The organism is Varibaculum sp. C0165D1, from assembly GCF_056590355.1.
This window is the reverse complement of sequence record NZ_JBWPVY010000001.1, coordinates 434008-449191: the sequence shown is the minus strand read 5'-3', so window position 1 is coordinate 449191 and position 15184 is coordinate 434008. Positions and strand designations below refer to the sequence as shown.

General features: G+C 54.1%; 12 protein-coding genes, 1 tRNA gene and 1 riboswitch. Of the genes, 4 read left to right on the top strand and 9 right to left on the bottom strand.

The features are described 5' to 3' along the window. Positions 1–81 precede the first annotated feature (81 nt). The 3 genes from uvrB to AC1EKS_RS02025 all read left to right on the top strand — a co-directional run bounded on the left by uvrB (position 82) and on the right by AC1EKS_RS02025 (position 5883). Entirely contained in the window at positions 82–2175 is a 2094-nt protein-coding gene (uvrB, locus tag AC1EKS_RS02035; RefSeq protein ID WP_481008952.1) for an excinuclease ABC subunit UvrB, read from the top strand. After that, complete coding sequence (locus AC1EKS_RS02030; protein ID WP_481008953.1) at positions 2172–4712, top strand: HAD-IC family P-type ATPase; 2541 nt, start codon at positions 2172–2174, stop codon at positions 4710–4712. Before uvrB ends, AC1EKS_RS02030 begins: the two co-directional genes overlap by 4 nt. Positions 4713–4839: 127 nt before the next feature. Beyond that, positions 4840–5883 carry a TerC/Alx family metal homeostasis membrane protein gene (locus AC1EKS_RS02025; RefSeq protein WP_481008954.1) on the top strand — a complete coding sequence of 348 codons (1044 nt, stop codon included), beginning with the start codon at positions 4840–4842 and terminating at the stop codon, positions 5881–5883. A gap of 82 nt (positions 5884–5965) precedes the next feature. Here AC1EKS_RS02025 and AC1EKS_RS02020 read toward each other — a convergent pair whose 3' ends face one another. From AC1EKS_RS02020 to AC1EKS_RS02000, 5 genes are read right to left on the bottom strand one after another with little or no spacing between them, the layout of a single operon-like run. Next, positions 5966–6880 carry an ABC transporter substrate-binding protein gene (locus tag AC1EKS_RS02020; protein ID WP_481008955.1) on the bottom strand — a complete coding sequence of 305 codons (915 nt, stop codon included), beginning with the start codon at positions 6878–6880 and terminating at the stop codon, positions 5966–5968. 13 nt (positions 6881–6893) lie between these two features. After that, positions 6894–7676, bottom strand: coding sequence for an ABC transporter ATP-binding protein (locus AC1EKS_RS02015; RefSeq protein ID WP_481008956.1), 783 nt, complete (start codon positions 7674–7676; stop codon positions 6894–6896). Then, complete coding sequence (locus AC1EKS_RS02010) at positions 7673–8422, bottom strand: ABC transporter permease (protein WP_215523323.1); 750 nt, start codon at positions 8420–8422, stop codon at positions 7673–7675. The genes AC1EKS_RS02015 and AC1EKS_RS02010 overlap by 4 nt, the downstream gene beginning before the upstream one ends. Continuing rightward, complete coding sequence (locus AC1EKS_RS02005; protein WP_481008957.1) at positions 8419–9450, bottom strand: ABC transporter substrate-binding protein; 1032 nt, start codon at positions 9448–9450, stop codon at positions 8419–8421. The genes AC1EKS_RS02010 and AC1EKS_RS02005 overlap by 4 nt, the downstream gene beginning before the upstream one ends. Continuing rightward, positions 9438–10571 (bottom strand): phosphotransferase enzyme family protein, encoded by a 1134-nt coding sequence (locus tag AC1EKS_RS02000; protein WP_481008958.1) that lies wholly within the window; start codon positions 10569–10571, stop codon positions 9438–9440. The genes AC1EKS_RS02005 and AC1EKS_RS02000 overlap by 13 nt, the downstream gene beginning before the upstream one ends. Positions 10572–10589: 18 nt before the next feature. Continuing rightward, a riboswitch (TPP riboswitch) is annotated at positions 10590–10691 on the bottom strand. 65 nt (positions 10692–10756) lie between these two features. Here AC1EKS_RS02000 and AC1EKS_RS01995 point away from each other — a divergent pair. Beyond that, a tRNA-Val gene (locus AC1EKS_RS01995) sits at positions 10757–10828 on the top strand. A gap of 10 nt (positions 10829–10838) precedes the next feature. Here the strand turns inward: AC1EKS_RS01995 and AC1EKS_RS01990 are convergent. The 4 genes from AC1EKS_RS01990 to cysK all read right to left on the bottom strand — a co-directional run bounded on the left by AC1EKS_RS01990 (position 10839) and on the right by cysK (position 15061). Next, positions 10839–12116: a M18 family aminopeptidase gene (locus tag AC1EKS_RS01990; protein ID WP_481008959.1), complete on the bottom strand. Its 1278-nt coding sequence runs from the start codon at positions 12114–12116 to the stop codon at positions 10839–10841. Positions 12117–12206: 90 nt separating this feature from the next. Further along, positions 12207–13262 (bottom strand): DUF6308 family protein, encoded by a 1056-nt coding sequence (locus AC1EKS_RS01985; protein WP_481008960.1) that lies wholly within the window; start codon positions 13260–13262, stop codon positions 12207–12209. Positions 13263–13535: 273 nt separating this feature from the next. Then, entirely contained in the window at positions 13536–14120 is a 585-nt protein-coding gene (gene cysE, locus AC1EKS_RS01980) for a serine O-acetyltransferase (protein ID WP_481008961.1), read from the bottom strand. An 8-nt stretch (positions 14121–14128) separates the two neighbouring features. Further along, positions 14129–15061, bottom strand: a complete 933-nt coding sequence (gene cysK / locus AC1EKS_RS01975; RefSeq protein WP_481008962.1) for a cysteine synthase A — start codon at positions 15059–15061, stop codon at positions 14129–14131. Positions 15062–15184: the final 123 nt, after the last annotated feature.

The following is a 15184-nucleotide window of genomic DNA, read 5'->3' as shown; positions in this document are numbered from 1 at the left end:
AATCACCAAGACGTGATTCTTAACGCTTACGGAGTCCTCACTACCGTCCTTAGTACCTCTGCCCCTAGTAGACTGGGGGACGTGAGTGAGCAACTGGATCTGCGCCGAGCAAAAAAACCGTTTAAAGTGCAGGCGCCCTATAAGCCGTCCGGGGATCAACCCCAGGCGATCGCGGAGCTCACTCAGCGGATCAACAACGGCGAAAAAGATATTGTCCTGCTGGGAGCAACTGGCACCGGCAAATCCGCGACCTCTGCCTGGCTGGTAGAGCAGGTACAGCGGCCCACTTTGATAATGGAGCCTAATAAAACTTTGGCTGCCCAAATGGCGGCGGAGCTGCGGGAACTTTTTCCCGATAACGCGGTGGAATACTTCGTTTCCTACTACGACTATTACCAGCCGGAAGCCTACGTACCCCAATCCGATACCTATATCGAAAAAGATTCTTCTATCAATGACGAGGTCGAGCGGCTGCGTCACTCTGCCACTAACTCTCTGCTTACCCGCCGGGACGTAATCGTGGTGTCTTCGGTTTCCTGCATCTACGGCTTGGGTACTCCCCAAGAATACGTGGCACGGATGGTGCCCTTAGAGGTGGGTATGCAAATAGAACGGAACGAACTACTTAAACGCTTTATCACCATGCAATATACCCGCAACGATATGGCGTTTACCCGGGGGACTTTTAGGGTGCGCGGAGACACGATCGACATTATTCCCATGTACGAGGAAATGGCGATCCGCATTGAAATGTTCGGGGATGAAATCGATTCTTTGGCAACCTTGCATCCCATCACCGGGGAAGTAATCGAGGAGGAAGACTCGGTGTTTATTTTCCCCGCCTCCCACTATGTAGCCGGGCCAGAGCGGATGCAGCGCGCCCTAGACGGGATTGAGGAAGAACTAGGCGAGCGGCTGAAATACTTCCATGAACAGGGAAAACTCTTAGAAGAACAGCGTTTGCAGATGCGCACTACCTATGATCTGGAAATGATGCGAGAGATTGGAACCTGCGCAGGCATCGAAAACTATTCCCGCCATATCGATGGGCGTGGTCCGGGCAGCCCCCCGAACACCCTCCTCGACTATTTCCCCGAGGACTTTCTGCTGGTAATCGACGAATCCCATGTGACGGTTCCCCAGATCGGAGCCATGTTCCACGGGGATATGTCCCGCAAACGCACCCTGGTGGATTACGGTTTCCGTCTGCCTTCGGCCATGGATAACCGGCCTTTGAAATGGGAAGAATTCCAGGAACGGATCGGGCAAACCGTTTATCTATCTGCCACCCCGGGCCCCTATGAATTGGAACGCTCCGATGGGGTAGTCGAACAGATTATTCGCCCCACCGGGCTGGTTGACCCCAAGATTGTGGTTAAACCCACCGCGGGTCAAATCGATGACCTGATGGAAGAAATCCTGGTACGCACCGAAAAGAATGAGCGAGTATTGGTCACTACCCTGACCAAGAAAATGGCGGAGGATCTCACCGAATACCTGGCGGAGCGGGGAGTATTGGTGGAATATCTGCATTCGGATGTAGATACTTTGCGGCGAGTGGAACTGCTGCGGGAACTGCGGATGGGGCGCTTCAATGTGCTAGTGGGGATTAACCTGCTGCGAGAAGGCCTGGACTTGCCAGAAGTGTCTCTAGTTTCAATCCTCGATGCCGATAAGGAAGGGTTTTTGCGGTCGACTACCTCCCTGATTCAAACCGTAGGGCGCGCTGCCCGAAACGTATCCGGGGAAGTCCATATGTATGCTGACCAGGTCACTGATTCGATGCGGGCGGCAATTGAGGAAACCGAGCGGCGGCGCGAGAAACAGATAGCTTACAACCTGGAACACGGGATTGATCCCCAGCCGCTGCGTAAGAAGATCGCGGATGTCACTGATATGTTGGCGCGCGAAGAAATCGATACTGAATCCTTGCTAGGCACTGGATATCGGGGCGCGGGTAGTGGGCCTGATGCCCAGACCCGCCGGGAAACCGGGCAGGATGTACGGGCACGGCTAGCAGATAAGAACGAAGCTAGTCTCGCAGATTTAATCGCGGAGCTCACCTCTCAGATGCAAGAGGCCGCCCGGCAGCTACAATTCGAGGTGGCCGCGCGGCTGCGAGATGAAGTGCGCGATCTTAAGAAAGAATTGCGGCAAATGCGGGAGGCGAATTGAGCGAAACCGAAAAAGGTCACGGCCCCTCTACTCAGGGTGACGCGATAACTCCTCCCTTTCCCGCGTCGGGAGACACACAACCAGCATTAACGTCCTCGGTAAGTGGGGAAGAGCTTAGCGAACTACCAGAAGGCGCTTTGGCAGGACTCGGCGAGGACGAGGTCGCTAAACTTAAGCAGGCCGGACTGGTTAACCAATTCACCCCGCGCGCTACCCGCACAGTCCGGCAGATTCTGCGCGCCAATGTGTTTACTTTGTTTAATGCGATTCTGGCAAGCTGTATCGTAGTTACCTTGATTTTCGGTCATTGGGCAGACACCGTTTTTGGGATCGTGATGGTGGTCAATGCGCTCACTGGCATCATTAGCGAACTCAAGGCCAAAAGGGTGCTGGAAAAAATCAGTATTCTGCAAGAAAACCCGGTGATGGTGGTGCGAAGTGGGGTAGAAAAAGAAATCTCTCCTCGCGAGATTGTGCAGGGGGACTTTTTGCATTTGCGACGGGGAGACCAGGTGCCTGCCGATGGGGCTGTAGTTGCCACCAGCGGCCTCTACCTGGATGAATCTAACCTTACTGGGGAGTCAGTTCCGAGGGTACGATCCAAGGGCGAAGAAATTTTTTCCGGTGCCGCGGTGGTAGCCGGAGATGGATACGTAAAGGTTAGCGCGGTTGGTAGCCACTCTTGGGCGAACGAGATGGCGCTGCAGGTTAAAAAATTCCAGATGGCACATTCGGAATTGGAAGAAGGAATCAACAAGATTCTGAAAGTCATCACCTATTGTTTACCGCTGGTAATCGTGCTCCTGGGGGCAGCACAAATTCGTAACCTGGGGGGACTTGACCAGGTTAACTGGGGGAATATCGGACCGGTAGTTGTGGCGGCAGTAGCGGGAATCGTGGGGATGATTCCTCAAGGTCTGGTGCTGCTCACCTCTATAAACTTCGCGGCGGCCTCCTTAAAACTGGCGCGTCAAGGGGTGCTGATCCAAGAGCTGCCGGCAGTAGAAGTCCTGGCCAGAGTAGACACTCTTTGTCTAGACAAAACCGGCACCCTTACTACTGGGGAGATTGCGGCGCGCGGCTTCGCCCTCCCCGGTGAAAATAAACTAGTGTCGGCTGGTGATTTAGCTGCAGGGGCGCCCGCCGCCCTGCAAGCTTTGACTCGCGAGCGCGAAAATGACACTTCGGCAGCTATCTATGATCGGATAGTTACCGATTTGGAAACTATGCCGCCGGCTTTGGAGAACCCACTGCTAGTGCCCTTCGATTCTGCTCGTAAATGGTCAGCGGTGGTCAGTGCTGGTAATACCTGGGTACTGGGAGCGCCCGAGATTATATTGGCAGCTGACGGTCCCGCGCTAGAACAAACCGCAACCTGGGCGGGGCAAGGCGCGAGGGTGCTGGCGTTGGCACAGGCTAAAAATCAGGAAATCGACCCGGAGCATCCCGCTATACCATCGGGATTGCGGCTGAGCGCGTTAATAGTGCTCGCCGAACGCCTGCGCGAAGATGCGGCGCAAACCTTGGACTTTTTCCGCCAAGAAGGGGTAAATGTCCTGATTATTTCGGGGGACAACCCGCAGACAGTGGCGGCCTTGGCCGGGAGAGTGGGGATTAAGACCGAAGGTTTTGACGCTCGCGAGCTACCGGAGGACGCCCCCGGGATCACGCGAATCCTGGAGAAACATCGGGTATTTGGCCGGGTTACCCCGGAACAAAAACGCGCCCTCGTGCAAGCCTTACAGGCCGCGGGTAAAACCGTGGCGATGACCGGAGATGGAGTAAATGATGCTCTGGCTTTAAAGGATGCAGATTTGGGGATTGCCATGGGAAACGCTGCCCAAGCCACCAAGTCCGCGGCGAAAGCAGTACTGCTAGATTCTAAATTCTCGGCCCTGCCCCAAGTGTTAGGGGAGGGACGACGCGTACTGGGAAATATGGAGCGGGTATCTACCTTGTTCCTGTCAAAAACTACCTATGCGGCCCTGCTAGCACTCTTAGTCGGGATTTTAGGTATTCGCTACCCTTATCTGCCCCGGCACCTGACCCTGATCTCCTCTAGCACTATCGGAATCCCCGCGTTTTTCCTGGCGCTTGCGCCCTCCAACCGCCGCTACCGTCCCGGTTTCTTGCGTCGGGTGGGCCAGCTATCCATACCTGCGGGGTTACTTTGTGGATCCACTTCGATTGGGGCCTACCTGTGGTTGGGGCGCACCGAGGCAGCTACTTCGGCGGCCACTATTGTGCTGGCAATCGGGGCATTGGGGTTACTGGCTATCCTGTCTCAGCCGCTGCGCAGTTGGCGCGGAGGCCTAGTTGTAGCCATGATCACCCTAGTAATCGCGGCGATTACGATACCGGTGGTGCGAAACTTCTTCGCCCTAGAAATCCTATCTTTCGCACAATGGCTGGTCGTAGTTATCTGCAGCGCCATTTCGCTCACCGGACTAGCGATTATCGGCACCTATTGGGAAAGGCGTCATTGGCCGGATCACGGTTCGGGGTTAGGTCTAAAACACGTTAGAATAAGAAAGTAAATCTGGAAGGGGAGTACTTCCATTAACAGGCCAGTCGTCATCACGGCAAACTTGCCCGGCTGGTTGGGCCTGAAAAGGCGGAAGAAGACCTGAGCATAGACAACGCCAACGAAATGGAGAACGCTGCATGGGTCTGATGGCTGCGCTTAATGCCACCCCTGGCTACGAGGTAATTCACTGGTGGAACTGGCTGTTGCTGGCGGTGATTATTCTGGCGCTGCTGATAGTTGATTTCCGCGGACACGTCAGCAAAGCCCACGAACCCACTATTAAAGAGGCCGCTATCTGGTCCGGTATCTATATGGCGATTGCGGCCGCCTTCGGGTTAGTAGTGTGGCTGCAATGGGATCTGAATCTAGCCGCACAGTATTGGGCCGGTTGGATCACCGAATGGTCGCTGTCCCTGGATAACCTGTTTGTATTCATTATTATCTTGAATGGGTTCAAAGTTCCCCGCGCCTATCAGCAAAAAGTGATCATGCTAGGAATCGTGATCTCTATGGTACTGCGTCTTGCATTTATTCTGATCGGCGCCGCTTTGATCAATGAGTTCGCCTGGATTTTTTACCTCTTCGGTCTGTTCCTGATCTACACCGCGATCAGTCAGGCGCGGGAAGGGATAACCAAAGAGGACGAGGGGGATTCTGCGGAAGGGTACCAGGAAAATAAGTTCACTACCCTGGTGCGGCGGGTGCTACCGGTCTCTGAAGGTTTCCGGGAAGCTAAACTGCTCTATCGCCACCGCGGGAAAACCTATGTAACTCCCATGTTCTTGGTGATTATCGCGATTGGATCTGCGGATCTAATGTTCGCGTTTGACTCTATCCCCGCGATTTTTGGCCTGACAAAACATCCCTTCATTGTTTTTGCCGCTACCGCTTTCTCTCTGATGGGGCTGCGGCAATTATTCTTCCTAGTTGACGGGCTCTTAGAACGTCTGGCGTTCCTACATTACGGCCTGGCCCTAATCCTGGGATTCATCGGGGTAAAACTGATTATCCACGCCGCTCACGAAGCCCCCTTCTTGGGCATAGAAAAATGGGCGCAGGTGGTCCCGGAACCTTCTATTGGCTTTTCGATGGGCTACATCCTAGTTGTCCTCGTAGGTACCGCTCTGCTGTCTATTTGGTACTCTCAGCGCCACCAGAAAGCTAATCCGCAACCGGACTAAACACCAAAAAGTTTCGGCTCGGATACCTGCTAGTTTTGCTAGCAAACTTAGGTAGCCGAGCCGAAAATTCTATTGACGATGCTTACTTTTCGGGCAGGTACTCGTTAGTCCAAGCACCCTCCACGTCCGCTAAGGTAGCGGTGGTAAAGCCGTTTTCGCTCATCCAAGTGGTGTAGGAACGAATCACTTCCGCATCCATCTCGCCCCAGCGCCCCGAGGGTGCATGCCAGGAAGGTGCCATAAATTTGAGGGACGCGGTCAAGGTATCCTCTTCGCTAGCGCACATAGTAGAAGCCAGAATGTCTACGGTTTCTGCCTGATGGTCGCGGGCAAAATCGTAGCCGCGGCCAGTGGCAGCCAGGAACGCCCGTACCTGATCTTCGTGGCTACGCAGATAGTTTTCTTCCACGCACAGGAAATAGGCATGGTGGGGAGTAACTCCCATTTCGTCAAAGGATAGTTGGACTACCTCGGAGAATGGTTTACTACCCTGGTAGGCTTCCCAGCCTAGAACATTGAAGATGGCGTCATATTTGCCTTTTTCAACTGCGCGAATATCGGGTTCGAAAACTCCGGGATCCACGACATTCACCTTGGAAAAATCTCCGCCATCTTTTTCGACGGCTTCCACCACCATCTGGATGAGCCGTTTAACCGGCGGAATCGAGACGGTTTTTCCTTCTAAATCTCGAAAACGGTGAATCCCCTTCTCCTGGAGAGTAATCACCCCACCTAGCTGGTTTTGATTAAAGGTAGCGACGGCTACGAAGGGGTGGTCGCTGTGGCGGGTCTCCAGCAGCTCCCCTAACCTAATGGAGGCAAACTGAAACTCTCCCTTGGCTGCAAGTTGTGCGGGGGTGCCGCGATCAAAACCGTCCCAAGAGATATCAACATCGAGTCCCGCCTCTTGGTACCAGCCTTTTTTGCGGGCCACGAAAAGGCCAGCGTGGTTAGGCCAAGTAACTACATATTCCAAGCGGATTCGGGTTAAATCCATTTTTTCTCCTTATTTAATTGCCCCAGAGGGCGTTTTCGATTTCTTGATAAGCGGTCACAAATTTGGGTGTGGTACGTAGACCGGCCCGGTGAGTAGAACTTCCGGTCGCTGAAGGTGAGTCTGCCGATAAAAACTCGGCACGTTCTGGAATCTGAATCGCTACGTCCGCGATGATGCGGCCCGGGCGCTCGGACATCACCAACACGCGGTCAGCTAGGGTTACTGCCTCGGCAATATCGTGGGTGACTAGCAGGAGGGTTAAACCGCGGCTGCGAGTGGCTTGCCAGAGCCAACGTTGCATTTGAGCACGGGTTATTTGATCGAGAGCCCCGAAAGGTTCATCCAGGGCAATTAAGGTCGGTTTGGCGAGCATAGTGCGTAAAAAAGCTACTCGCGAACGCATCCCCCCGGACAGCTGCGCCGGGTAGGCACGGGAAAATTGTTGTAGGTCAAACTGAGCGAGGAGGGCGCAGGCACGCTCGCGGGCTTCCCGGCGGGTTACTCCCCGGATACGTAAGGGGAGGGCCACGTTATCTTCAATCGTGTTCCAAAAAAATAGTCCGTCGCGTTGCGGCATCAAGGCGACTAGGGGATCTGGCACAGACCAAGAAATTTTTCCCTGATTTGGGGAGCTGAGACCGGCGATTATCCGCAGCAAAGTAGATTTTCCGCAACCTGACGGTCCCACCAGGGCAGTAATCGTTCCTTCAGTGATAGTTACCCGCACGTCCTCCAAGGCAATCAGGGGCGGGGTAGTAAATTTCTTGGTTACCTCTGATACTTCTAGTAGGCTCATTTTGCCTTCTTCCAGGGGATTAAGATGCGCTCGGCCAGTTCTACCAGCAGATAGGCCGCTAAGGTCATCAAGGTCAAGATTCCGGCTCCGAAGAACACTAATTCTGTTCGGAAAGATCCTTGGGCAGTGAGGAGGTAAATCCCCAAACCATTTTCTGCCCCCACGAACTCGGCGGTGGCGGCAGTGGCGGGACCGTAGGTGACCGCGATGCGCAGTCCGGTCATAAAGTCTCCCAGGGCTGCCGGCATTCGCAGATGGGCGAATATCCAGGCGGGGGAGGCTCCCAGAGAGCGCGCCACATCTATCTGGTCGCGCGAGGGTGCAGAGAGACCTTTAGTGAAAGCCACGATCAGTGGGAAAACCCCAAACAAGGCCACCAGGAGGATTTTCGAGGTCATACCAAAGCCGAACCAGATAATCAGCAGGGGAGCGATGGCCACTACAGGAATCGTTTGGGAGATTACCAGCAGCGGCATCACCGCTTTACCGAATGTTTTCGCCCGCCACAGGGCGAAAGAAATCGCTATCCCGGAAATAATCGCTAGCGAGGTACCCGCCAGTACTTCAATCAAAGTTACTTGCGTGGCTAGCGAGGCCGCCGGCCAGTCTGCTATCCCGGCTTTTATAATCACGCTGGGGGCAGGCAGCAATTTGGGGTTAACTTGCCCCAGACGGCACACACCTTCCCACAGTGCCAGGGTCAGCAGGACCAGACCGGCGGCGACTAGACGCGAGCTATGTTTCATTTACTGGTGGTTTTGGCTAGGAATTCGTTGGTTACTACCTCGGGGGCGGAAATCTTTTGACTGTAGGGTTTTCCATCTCCGTCAGCAACCAGCTTTTGCTCAATAATGAAGTCCAAGTAGCTTTGCCACTTGTCCATATCGGCGTGACCGACAGTGCCGGCCGCATCTGGCCAATACTCTTTGGAAAGTTTTTCCTGGGAGGCATTAACCAGTTTGGCATCTAGCTTTGCCTGCGGATTAGCGTCCATCAGGATCTTAGCGGCCTCTTTGGGGTGGTCTATCGCCCACTGGTAACCTTTCTGGGTGGCTTGCACGAAGGCGCGCACCAGCTGCGGATTATCTTTGATTAGATCTGCGCGAGTGGATATCCCCAACAGAGCGGGGGTAGTAGGCACCCCGTACTTTTCGTAGTCAAAGTAGCGTAGCTTATAGCCGGCTTGCTCGGCCTCGATCCCTTCCCAGGTAGATAGGAGTTCCGCAAAGTCGGCGCGTTCTTGTTCTACTGCCTGCAAGGTTTGGGCGCCGGCGACTACTTTTTTGAAATCTCCTTTGCCGCCGTCCTTTTGAATCAGCATTCTGGTGGCAATATGTTGATAACCGCCGCCGAATTCAGCGAGGGTTTTACCGTCTAAATCCCGGGGACGCTGGATAGCGGCCTTATCCAAGAATCCCACCATATAGGAGGATTTGGGTTGCAGGTTGAACACCATTTTGATTCCCAGGTTCGAGGCTTTTGCGGAGGCGATCGAGTCGGTTCCGGAGAACCCGAAATCGGCGCCTTTGGCAGCCATTACTGATTCCACGCCACTCTTAGAAAAGCCCATTACCTTTACGTTTAGTCCCGCTTCCCGGTAAAAACCTTTTTCTTGGGCGACATAGATCCCAGTGTGGTTAGTGTTAGGAGTCCAGTCCAAAATAACCGAAGTGTTCTTTAATTCAGGATCTTTGGTTGCTGAACTAGATCCGGTGGAACACCCCGCCAGGGTTAGGGCTAGAGTGCAGGCTAAAGCCGTAGCTATTTTGCGCATGCTTTTTCTTTCGCTAGTTGATTGATGGTTGATAAATATTTTTTGCCTGGTTCGGTCAGGAACCATTGGCTATGACCCTGGAACCCAATATTCCAGGCCCAGTCTTTAATCTGCGGATCGATTGGAGCGAGCAGGTCGTATTCGATAGCAGAAAGGGAAAACTCGACGTTACACAGGGAAATCATGGCGCCGAGCATCTCGGTTTCCTCTCCCGACAGCGGCCAGACCTGCCCGTAGCCACTTAGTAAGTCGCCAGCGACTTCTGGCCAGTAGCTGTCGGTTTTCCCCTCGGTAATACTTATCCAGTCGATGCTGTGGCGTTCCAGGAGGACCGCCAGGTCAAAAAGCGAGGGATTTGGGCAGGCGAGTCCAAAATCAATCAGGGAAGTAATCTCATTTCCTTCCCAAAAAGTATTGGAAACATGCAGGTCGCCGTGGGTAAAGTAGCGCGGGGCTCTCTTGAGGGGGGTAAGCATTTTTGCAAACGGCCGCAAGGGTTCTAGCGCGCCCGCTAAGTCGGATCCGTTTTCTTTCAAATAAGAGTCAAGTACCGGGTGGGTATTTAAGAAGTCCGCTAACCGCGCCAGCGGGTCTCCCAGCATTAGCTCTATCCGGTTTTGATAGGGGCCGGGTTCTAGCGGCAACGGTTTTATTTTTTGACTGGCTAGGCGCAGCCGGCCAGCTAGCCTCCCCAGTTCCACCGCCTCTTCGCTGGTTTTCGGCGGTAGCCAGGAGCGCAGATCCCGGTAGCGGTCTTGCCCAGGGGCGCCTTGGGAAGCCTCAAAAATCCACTCTCCTAAGCGGAGCGCGGTTCCCCCGGGGGTGAAAGAGAAAAAACGCGGGGTAGAAAAGCCATTTTCTGCCAGTTGATTGACAAAGGAGTGTTTAGTCTCCAGCTCGTTTTCGCTGACCAGATGGTGGTGGTAGCACTTTAAAAACACTTGCTTGCCGTTATCAGTCGTCACTAGCGCAGCGGCGGCCATGGGACGGGAAGAGGGGGAGAGATCTGCTATTCGCTCCTCGCGAAACTTTGGGATTTCAGCTAAAACTTCGGCGGATTGACTGGCGCTAAGGGGTGGCCACTGGTTATTTACCACTTCTAGCTGTTCTTCCCGGTCCATCTGTGCCTCCTAAATATGCGCACAGGTGAACCAGCTTCCTGCGCCAGCATTACCTGGATCAGGTGTAACGGTCGAAGCGTTTTGCTTCCTCTCAGCTTGAAAGCTCCCGTGCTACTAGTAGCGTACCAGAGGATCGACGAATTTGGTTTGCGCCCTCAAATTCCGGTAACGTAGTTTGAGTTCAAGGGCCATTGGCGCAGGGGTAGCGCGCTTCCTTCACACGGAAGAGGTCACTGGTTCGAAACCAGTATGGCCCACCGCTATCAGCTATTTCTGCAGGTAAGACTGCATTATCTTCGCCATCTCCACCTGGTCACTAAGGGCACACATTTCCCGGGCAGAGTGCATTGACAAAATCGGCACCCCCACATCAATAGTGGTTATCCCTAGGCGGGTAGCAGTCATGGGGGCAATAGTTGACCCACAGGTGACATCATTGTTCGAAACAAAGCATTGAGTCTTAACTCCGCAGCGCCTGGCCGCGTCGTTCCAAAGGTGCCAACCGTTAGCGTCGGTGGCATAGCGCTGGGAGGCATTGAGTTTAAGTACCGGTCCGGATCCCATCATCGGCCGGGTGTCGGGGTCGTGTTTTTCGGGATAGTTGGGGTTTACCGAGTGGGCAACATCTGCTGACAGGCACGAGGACACGGCTAGCATCCGTTCAAACCCGTCAGGTTTATTTATGGCGAGGGCGCAGCGGCGCAAAACCTGTTCCAGGAGGGGCCCAGCAGCTCCGGTCTCGGTGTGGGAACCGACTTCCTCATGGTCAAATGCCGCACTAACCAAAATATGCTCGCCTTGGAAATCCGCCGTAGACAGGCTTAATAGGGCTTGAGTAGCGGAATAGACCGATAGCAGGTTATCTTGTCGCGCCGATGCCAGGAACTCGCCCGCAGTTCCTAGCCGCTGGGGTTCATGAGTATCGAAAGTGTAGAGCTCGTGACTAGAGATTTCCTCAGCGTTCCGCAGCCCCGCCTGCGCGGCGATTACCTCCAGAATCGCCCGCGGGGATTCGCCCAGGTACCAAAGGGGTCGCAAGTGCTGTTGGCGGTCAAGTTGCAGTTGCTGAGCAGAGTCCCGATCCAGGTGGGGAGCTAGCTGGGGGATAGTAGCAATCGCCTGGGTGCGCACCAGATGGCACCGTCCGCAGCGGTCGTAAACGACCCCGGCGATTCCTAGTTCCCGGTTTAGCCAAGAGTTGGGGAGCATTCCCCCGTAAACTTCTACGTTGAGCTGCCCCCAACCATCGGGGCTGAGGGTATCGGGGGTGGGTTTTAGTTTGAAGGCCGGAGAATCGGTGTGGGTGCCGATAATCCGGAATCCTTTGGGGGAGCCAGCAGGCACTATCCAGGCAATGAGGGCGCCTTTGCGGCGCAAAAAGTAGCGGCCGGGCTTTTGTGGCCACTCCTGCGCGGGATCGACTTGTTCAAAGCCCTGCGAGGTATATAGCTCAGCCAGGGTGTGGGCAGCGAAACTGGCGCAGGGAGAAGCAATAATGAAGTCAGTTAAACCTTGGCGGTAGGTCTCCAGATCAAAACTCGTCATAGCTTCATCTTAGAGCTGAGAAGAAAAAGTTCCTGCCTCCTAACTGTAGATGCTAGTTAAGAGGCAGGAAAAAGAGCTACCGGTTTTTTATTAACGCGGCAAAGATACTGGGTCGGTAGAGATGAAATCATCATCGCCATCTTCAGTCCGCACGTGGCGTCCGCGTCTAACGCGTGTAGCTCGCGAGTTCCCTAACTCCGCGGGTTCTTGTTCTCCTAAGTGGCGAGGATCTGAAACGCGCTTCCCGCCCTCGCGCCCCAAATTTGTTGGGTCATCGTCTTGACGCTGGGCCTTTTTAGCTTTTGCCTCGGCTAGTTTTTGAGCTTCGCTTTGTGCCTCTTGCTTTTTAGCGAGTTTCTTGCGTTGCTTCTTAGTGCGCTTAGCGAGTTTCTTGCGGAGTTTTTCTTCCTCGCGTTCTTGACGGCGGGCAGCTTTTTCCTGGCGGCGACGCTCTTTCTCGGCAGCGTGCTGCTCCTGCCATGCTGCGTAGACTAACGCCTGTAAAAGTTGTACTTGTGAAACCCATTCGGGCAATTCTAAAGATTCGCGCAGATAGTAAAGCTGGTGTGCCAGCCGTCCGCGTTCGGCTAGCAGCAAAGCTTTAAGATCCTGGCAGAACTGCACGTAATCTGAAACTTCCCCCCAGGGGGCGCGGTCAGCTTTAGCGAACAGCGGGAAAATCGCAGGACGAAGCCGAGCAAGAATAGCTGCTGCTGCCTTGGGCTTTAATACCAGTGGATCCTTAGTTAGCGCCGTCCAAATCTGCGCTAAAGGCCCACTTTCAGTTTCTAAAACTTCATCGGCAACATCTACCAATTCGGTGTTGGTAGGAATTTGCTCCATTAATTCAGGTAGCGGTTCGGAAGCAAAAAGTTGATCCAGACCATCACTATCGACCTCAATATCTAGGTTTGCGAGAGCCAGAAGATCGCAATCGCGCATACTGCAGGCGCTTTCCCAGGAGCTACCTGCCAATTGTGGTTGCAACGGAAAACTCGGGGAAAACTTTGAGGTCAAAGAAAATAAGGTTATCCGGGGATTATGCCTTTGACAATAGTAGGCGGTAAGCAGACTGCGCGCCTGTTCCCAGGAGTCAGCATCTCCGCGGGTAACTCCGGCAACTATTTCTGGAACCGTGCTAATCATTTTTCCTCCACCACTAGCTTATTACTCTGAATTGTAGTCGAAGATGATTCCGTATTGGCGGCTGCGTCCACTGATAGCCGGATTTTAATCCACTGTTAAACCGGTTTAGCCCGGTATCGGCGCAATTGCTGTTCCCGTAAATTTTTTGAGAGCGCGCCGCCTCATTTTTCGCGTTTACGGTTTAAACCCGATATTCCTGCCCGGCACGGGCTACCTGCCGGGGCGTGATCCCTGCGGGTAAGGTGCTGGCAGCCTAAAAAACGAGTCTTCGCCCTAGATAAACAAGGTGGGGTCAATAATCAGTTCGGCAGTCTTTTGCTGTTTGCAGCCGGGAGTTACCCGGGCGGGGACTCCAATCGCGGAACATCCCGCAGGCACATCGCGTACCACCACCGCATTGGCGGCAATCCTGGAATCGGAGCCTACGTGGATGGGGCCGAGAACTTTGGCGCCGGCTCCTACCATCACTCGATCCCCGAGGGTGGGGTGCCGTTTACCTTTCGACATTGACACCCCACCTAGGGTGACCTGGTGAAACAATACGCAGTCGGTACCTATCTTGGTGGTCTCTCCGATTACTACTCCGTTGGCATGGTCGATAAACAGACGCCGCCCCAGCCGGGCACCGGGGTGGATATCCACCCCGGTATAGCTGCGCGCAATCGAAGAAACTATCCTAGCCAGCAGTTTCAGATTTTTCTTAAACAACATATGTGCCAGGCGGTACGCCCAGACTGCATGCACTCCCGGATAGGTCAGCGCCACCTCTAATTTGTTGCGGGCGGCCGGATCCGAATTAATGGCAGCCGCTAGATCTTCTTTACATAGTTGCACCAAAGTTGGTTCCGGCTTCGCCATTTTCGCTCCTAGTCCATCAAATCTTTAAACAGCGGGGTGCTGAGGTAACGCTCGCCAGTATCGGGCAGCAAAGCTACGATACGTTTACCTTTCATATCAGGGCGCTGCGCTAAACGCAACGCGCCCACCAAAGCGGAACCAGCAGAGATCCCCACTAGTAGTCCCTCTTTAGCGGCGGCTTGGCGTGCCATGGCGATGGCGTCTTCAGTTTTAACCGTTAGGATTTCGTTCATTACTGCCGAATCGAGAATCTCGGGCACGAAGTTTGCTCCAATACCTTGAATCCCGTGCGCCCCGGCCTCTCCCGTAGTGAGCAGGGCAGATTCTGCCGGTTCAATCCCAAAAACCTGGATATCGGGATTTAGTTCCTTTAGCCGCCGGCCCACTCCGGTGACGGTGCCCCCGGTTCCGATTCCGGCGACAAAAACATCAACTTTTCCGTCGGTGTCTGCCCAGATTTCTTCGGCAGTGGTTTCGAAATGAGCCTGGGGGTTAGCGGGATTGGTGAACTGAGAAGCCAAAATGGCTCCTTCGCGTTCTGCCACCACTTTCTGGGCGGCGTCCACAGTCCCTTGCATCCCCTCTGCTGCCGGGGTCAGTACCAGCTCGGCTCCAAAGGCGCGCATCAGGGCGCGCCGCTCTTTGGACATAGATTCTGGCATGGTGATTACCACTTTGTAGCCACGGGCAGCGCCTACCATCGCGAGCGCCACCCCGGTATTTCCGGAGGTAGACTCCACCAGGGTGCCGCCCGGCTTTAACTTTCCAGAGGCTTCAGCGGCGTTCACCATCGCTAAGGCTACCCGGTCTTTAACCGAGGAGGCGGGGTTAAATGATTCGACCTTTGCCACCACTTCTGCTTCTAGGTTGCTAGCTAGGTGGTTGATCTTTACTAGGGGAGTGTTGCCGACCAGTTCGGTTACGTCTTTTGCGATATTCATGTTTAGTCCTTGATAAGTATTTACAGATTAAAAGCGCTGGTTACCTGGTTATCCAGCTGCGGGAAGTTAATGATCCAGGGCCAAAAATAGGTAGATGCCCTGGGGGACAGCCCGCGCCTTAGC

Coding starts and splice junctions, on each gene's coding strand:
- AC1EKS_RS02025 (WP_481008954.1), top strand. CDS start 4,840: ATGGGTCTGATGGCTGCGCTTAATGCCACCCCTGGCTACGAGGTAATT.
- AC1EKS_RS02020 (WP_481008955.1), bottom strand. CDS start 6,880: ATGGATTTAACCCGAATCCGCTTGGAATATGTAGTTACTTGGCCTAAC.
- AC1EKS_RS02015 (WP_481008956.1), bottom strand. CDS start 7,676: ATGAGCCTACTAGAAGTATCAGAGGTAACCAAGAAATTTACTACCCCG.
- AC1EKS_RS02010 (WP_215523323.1), bottom strand. CDS start 8,422: ATGAAACATAGCTCGCGTCTAGTCGCCGCCGGTCTGGTCCTGCTGACC.
- AC1EKS_RS02005 (WP_481008957.1), bottom strand. CDS start 9,450: ATGCGCAAAATAGCTACGGCTTTAGCCTGCACTCTAGCCCTAACCCTG.
- AC1EKS_RS02000 (WP_481008958.1), bottom strand. CDS start 10,571: ATGGACCGGGAAGAACAGCTAGAAGTGGTAAATAACCAGTGGCCACCC.
- AC1EKS_RS01990 (WP_481008959.1), bottom strand. CDS start 12,116: ATGACGAGTTTTGATCTGGAGACCTACCGCCAAGGTTTAACTGACTTC.
- AC1EKS_RS01985 (WP_481008960.1), bottom strand. CDS start 13,262: ATGATTAGCACGGTTCCAGAAATAGTTGCCGGAGTTACCCGCGGAGAT.
- cysE (WP_481008961.1), bottom strand. CDS start 14,120: ATGGCGAAGCCGGAACCAACTTTGGTGCAACTATGTAAAGAAGATCTA.
- cysK (WP_481008962.1), bottom strand. CDS start 15,061: ATGAATATCGCAAAAGACGTAACCGAACTGGTCGGCAACACTCCCCTA.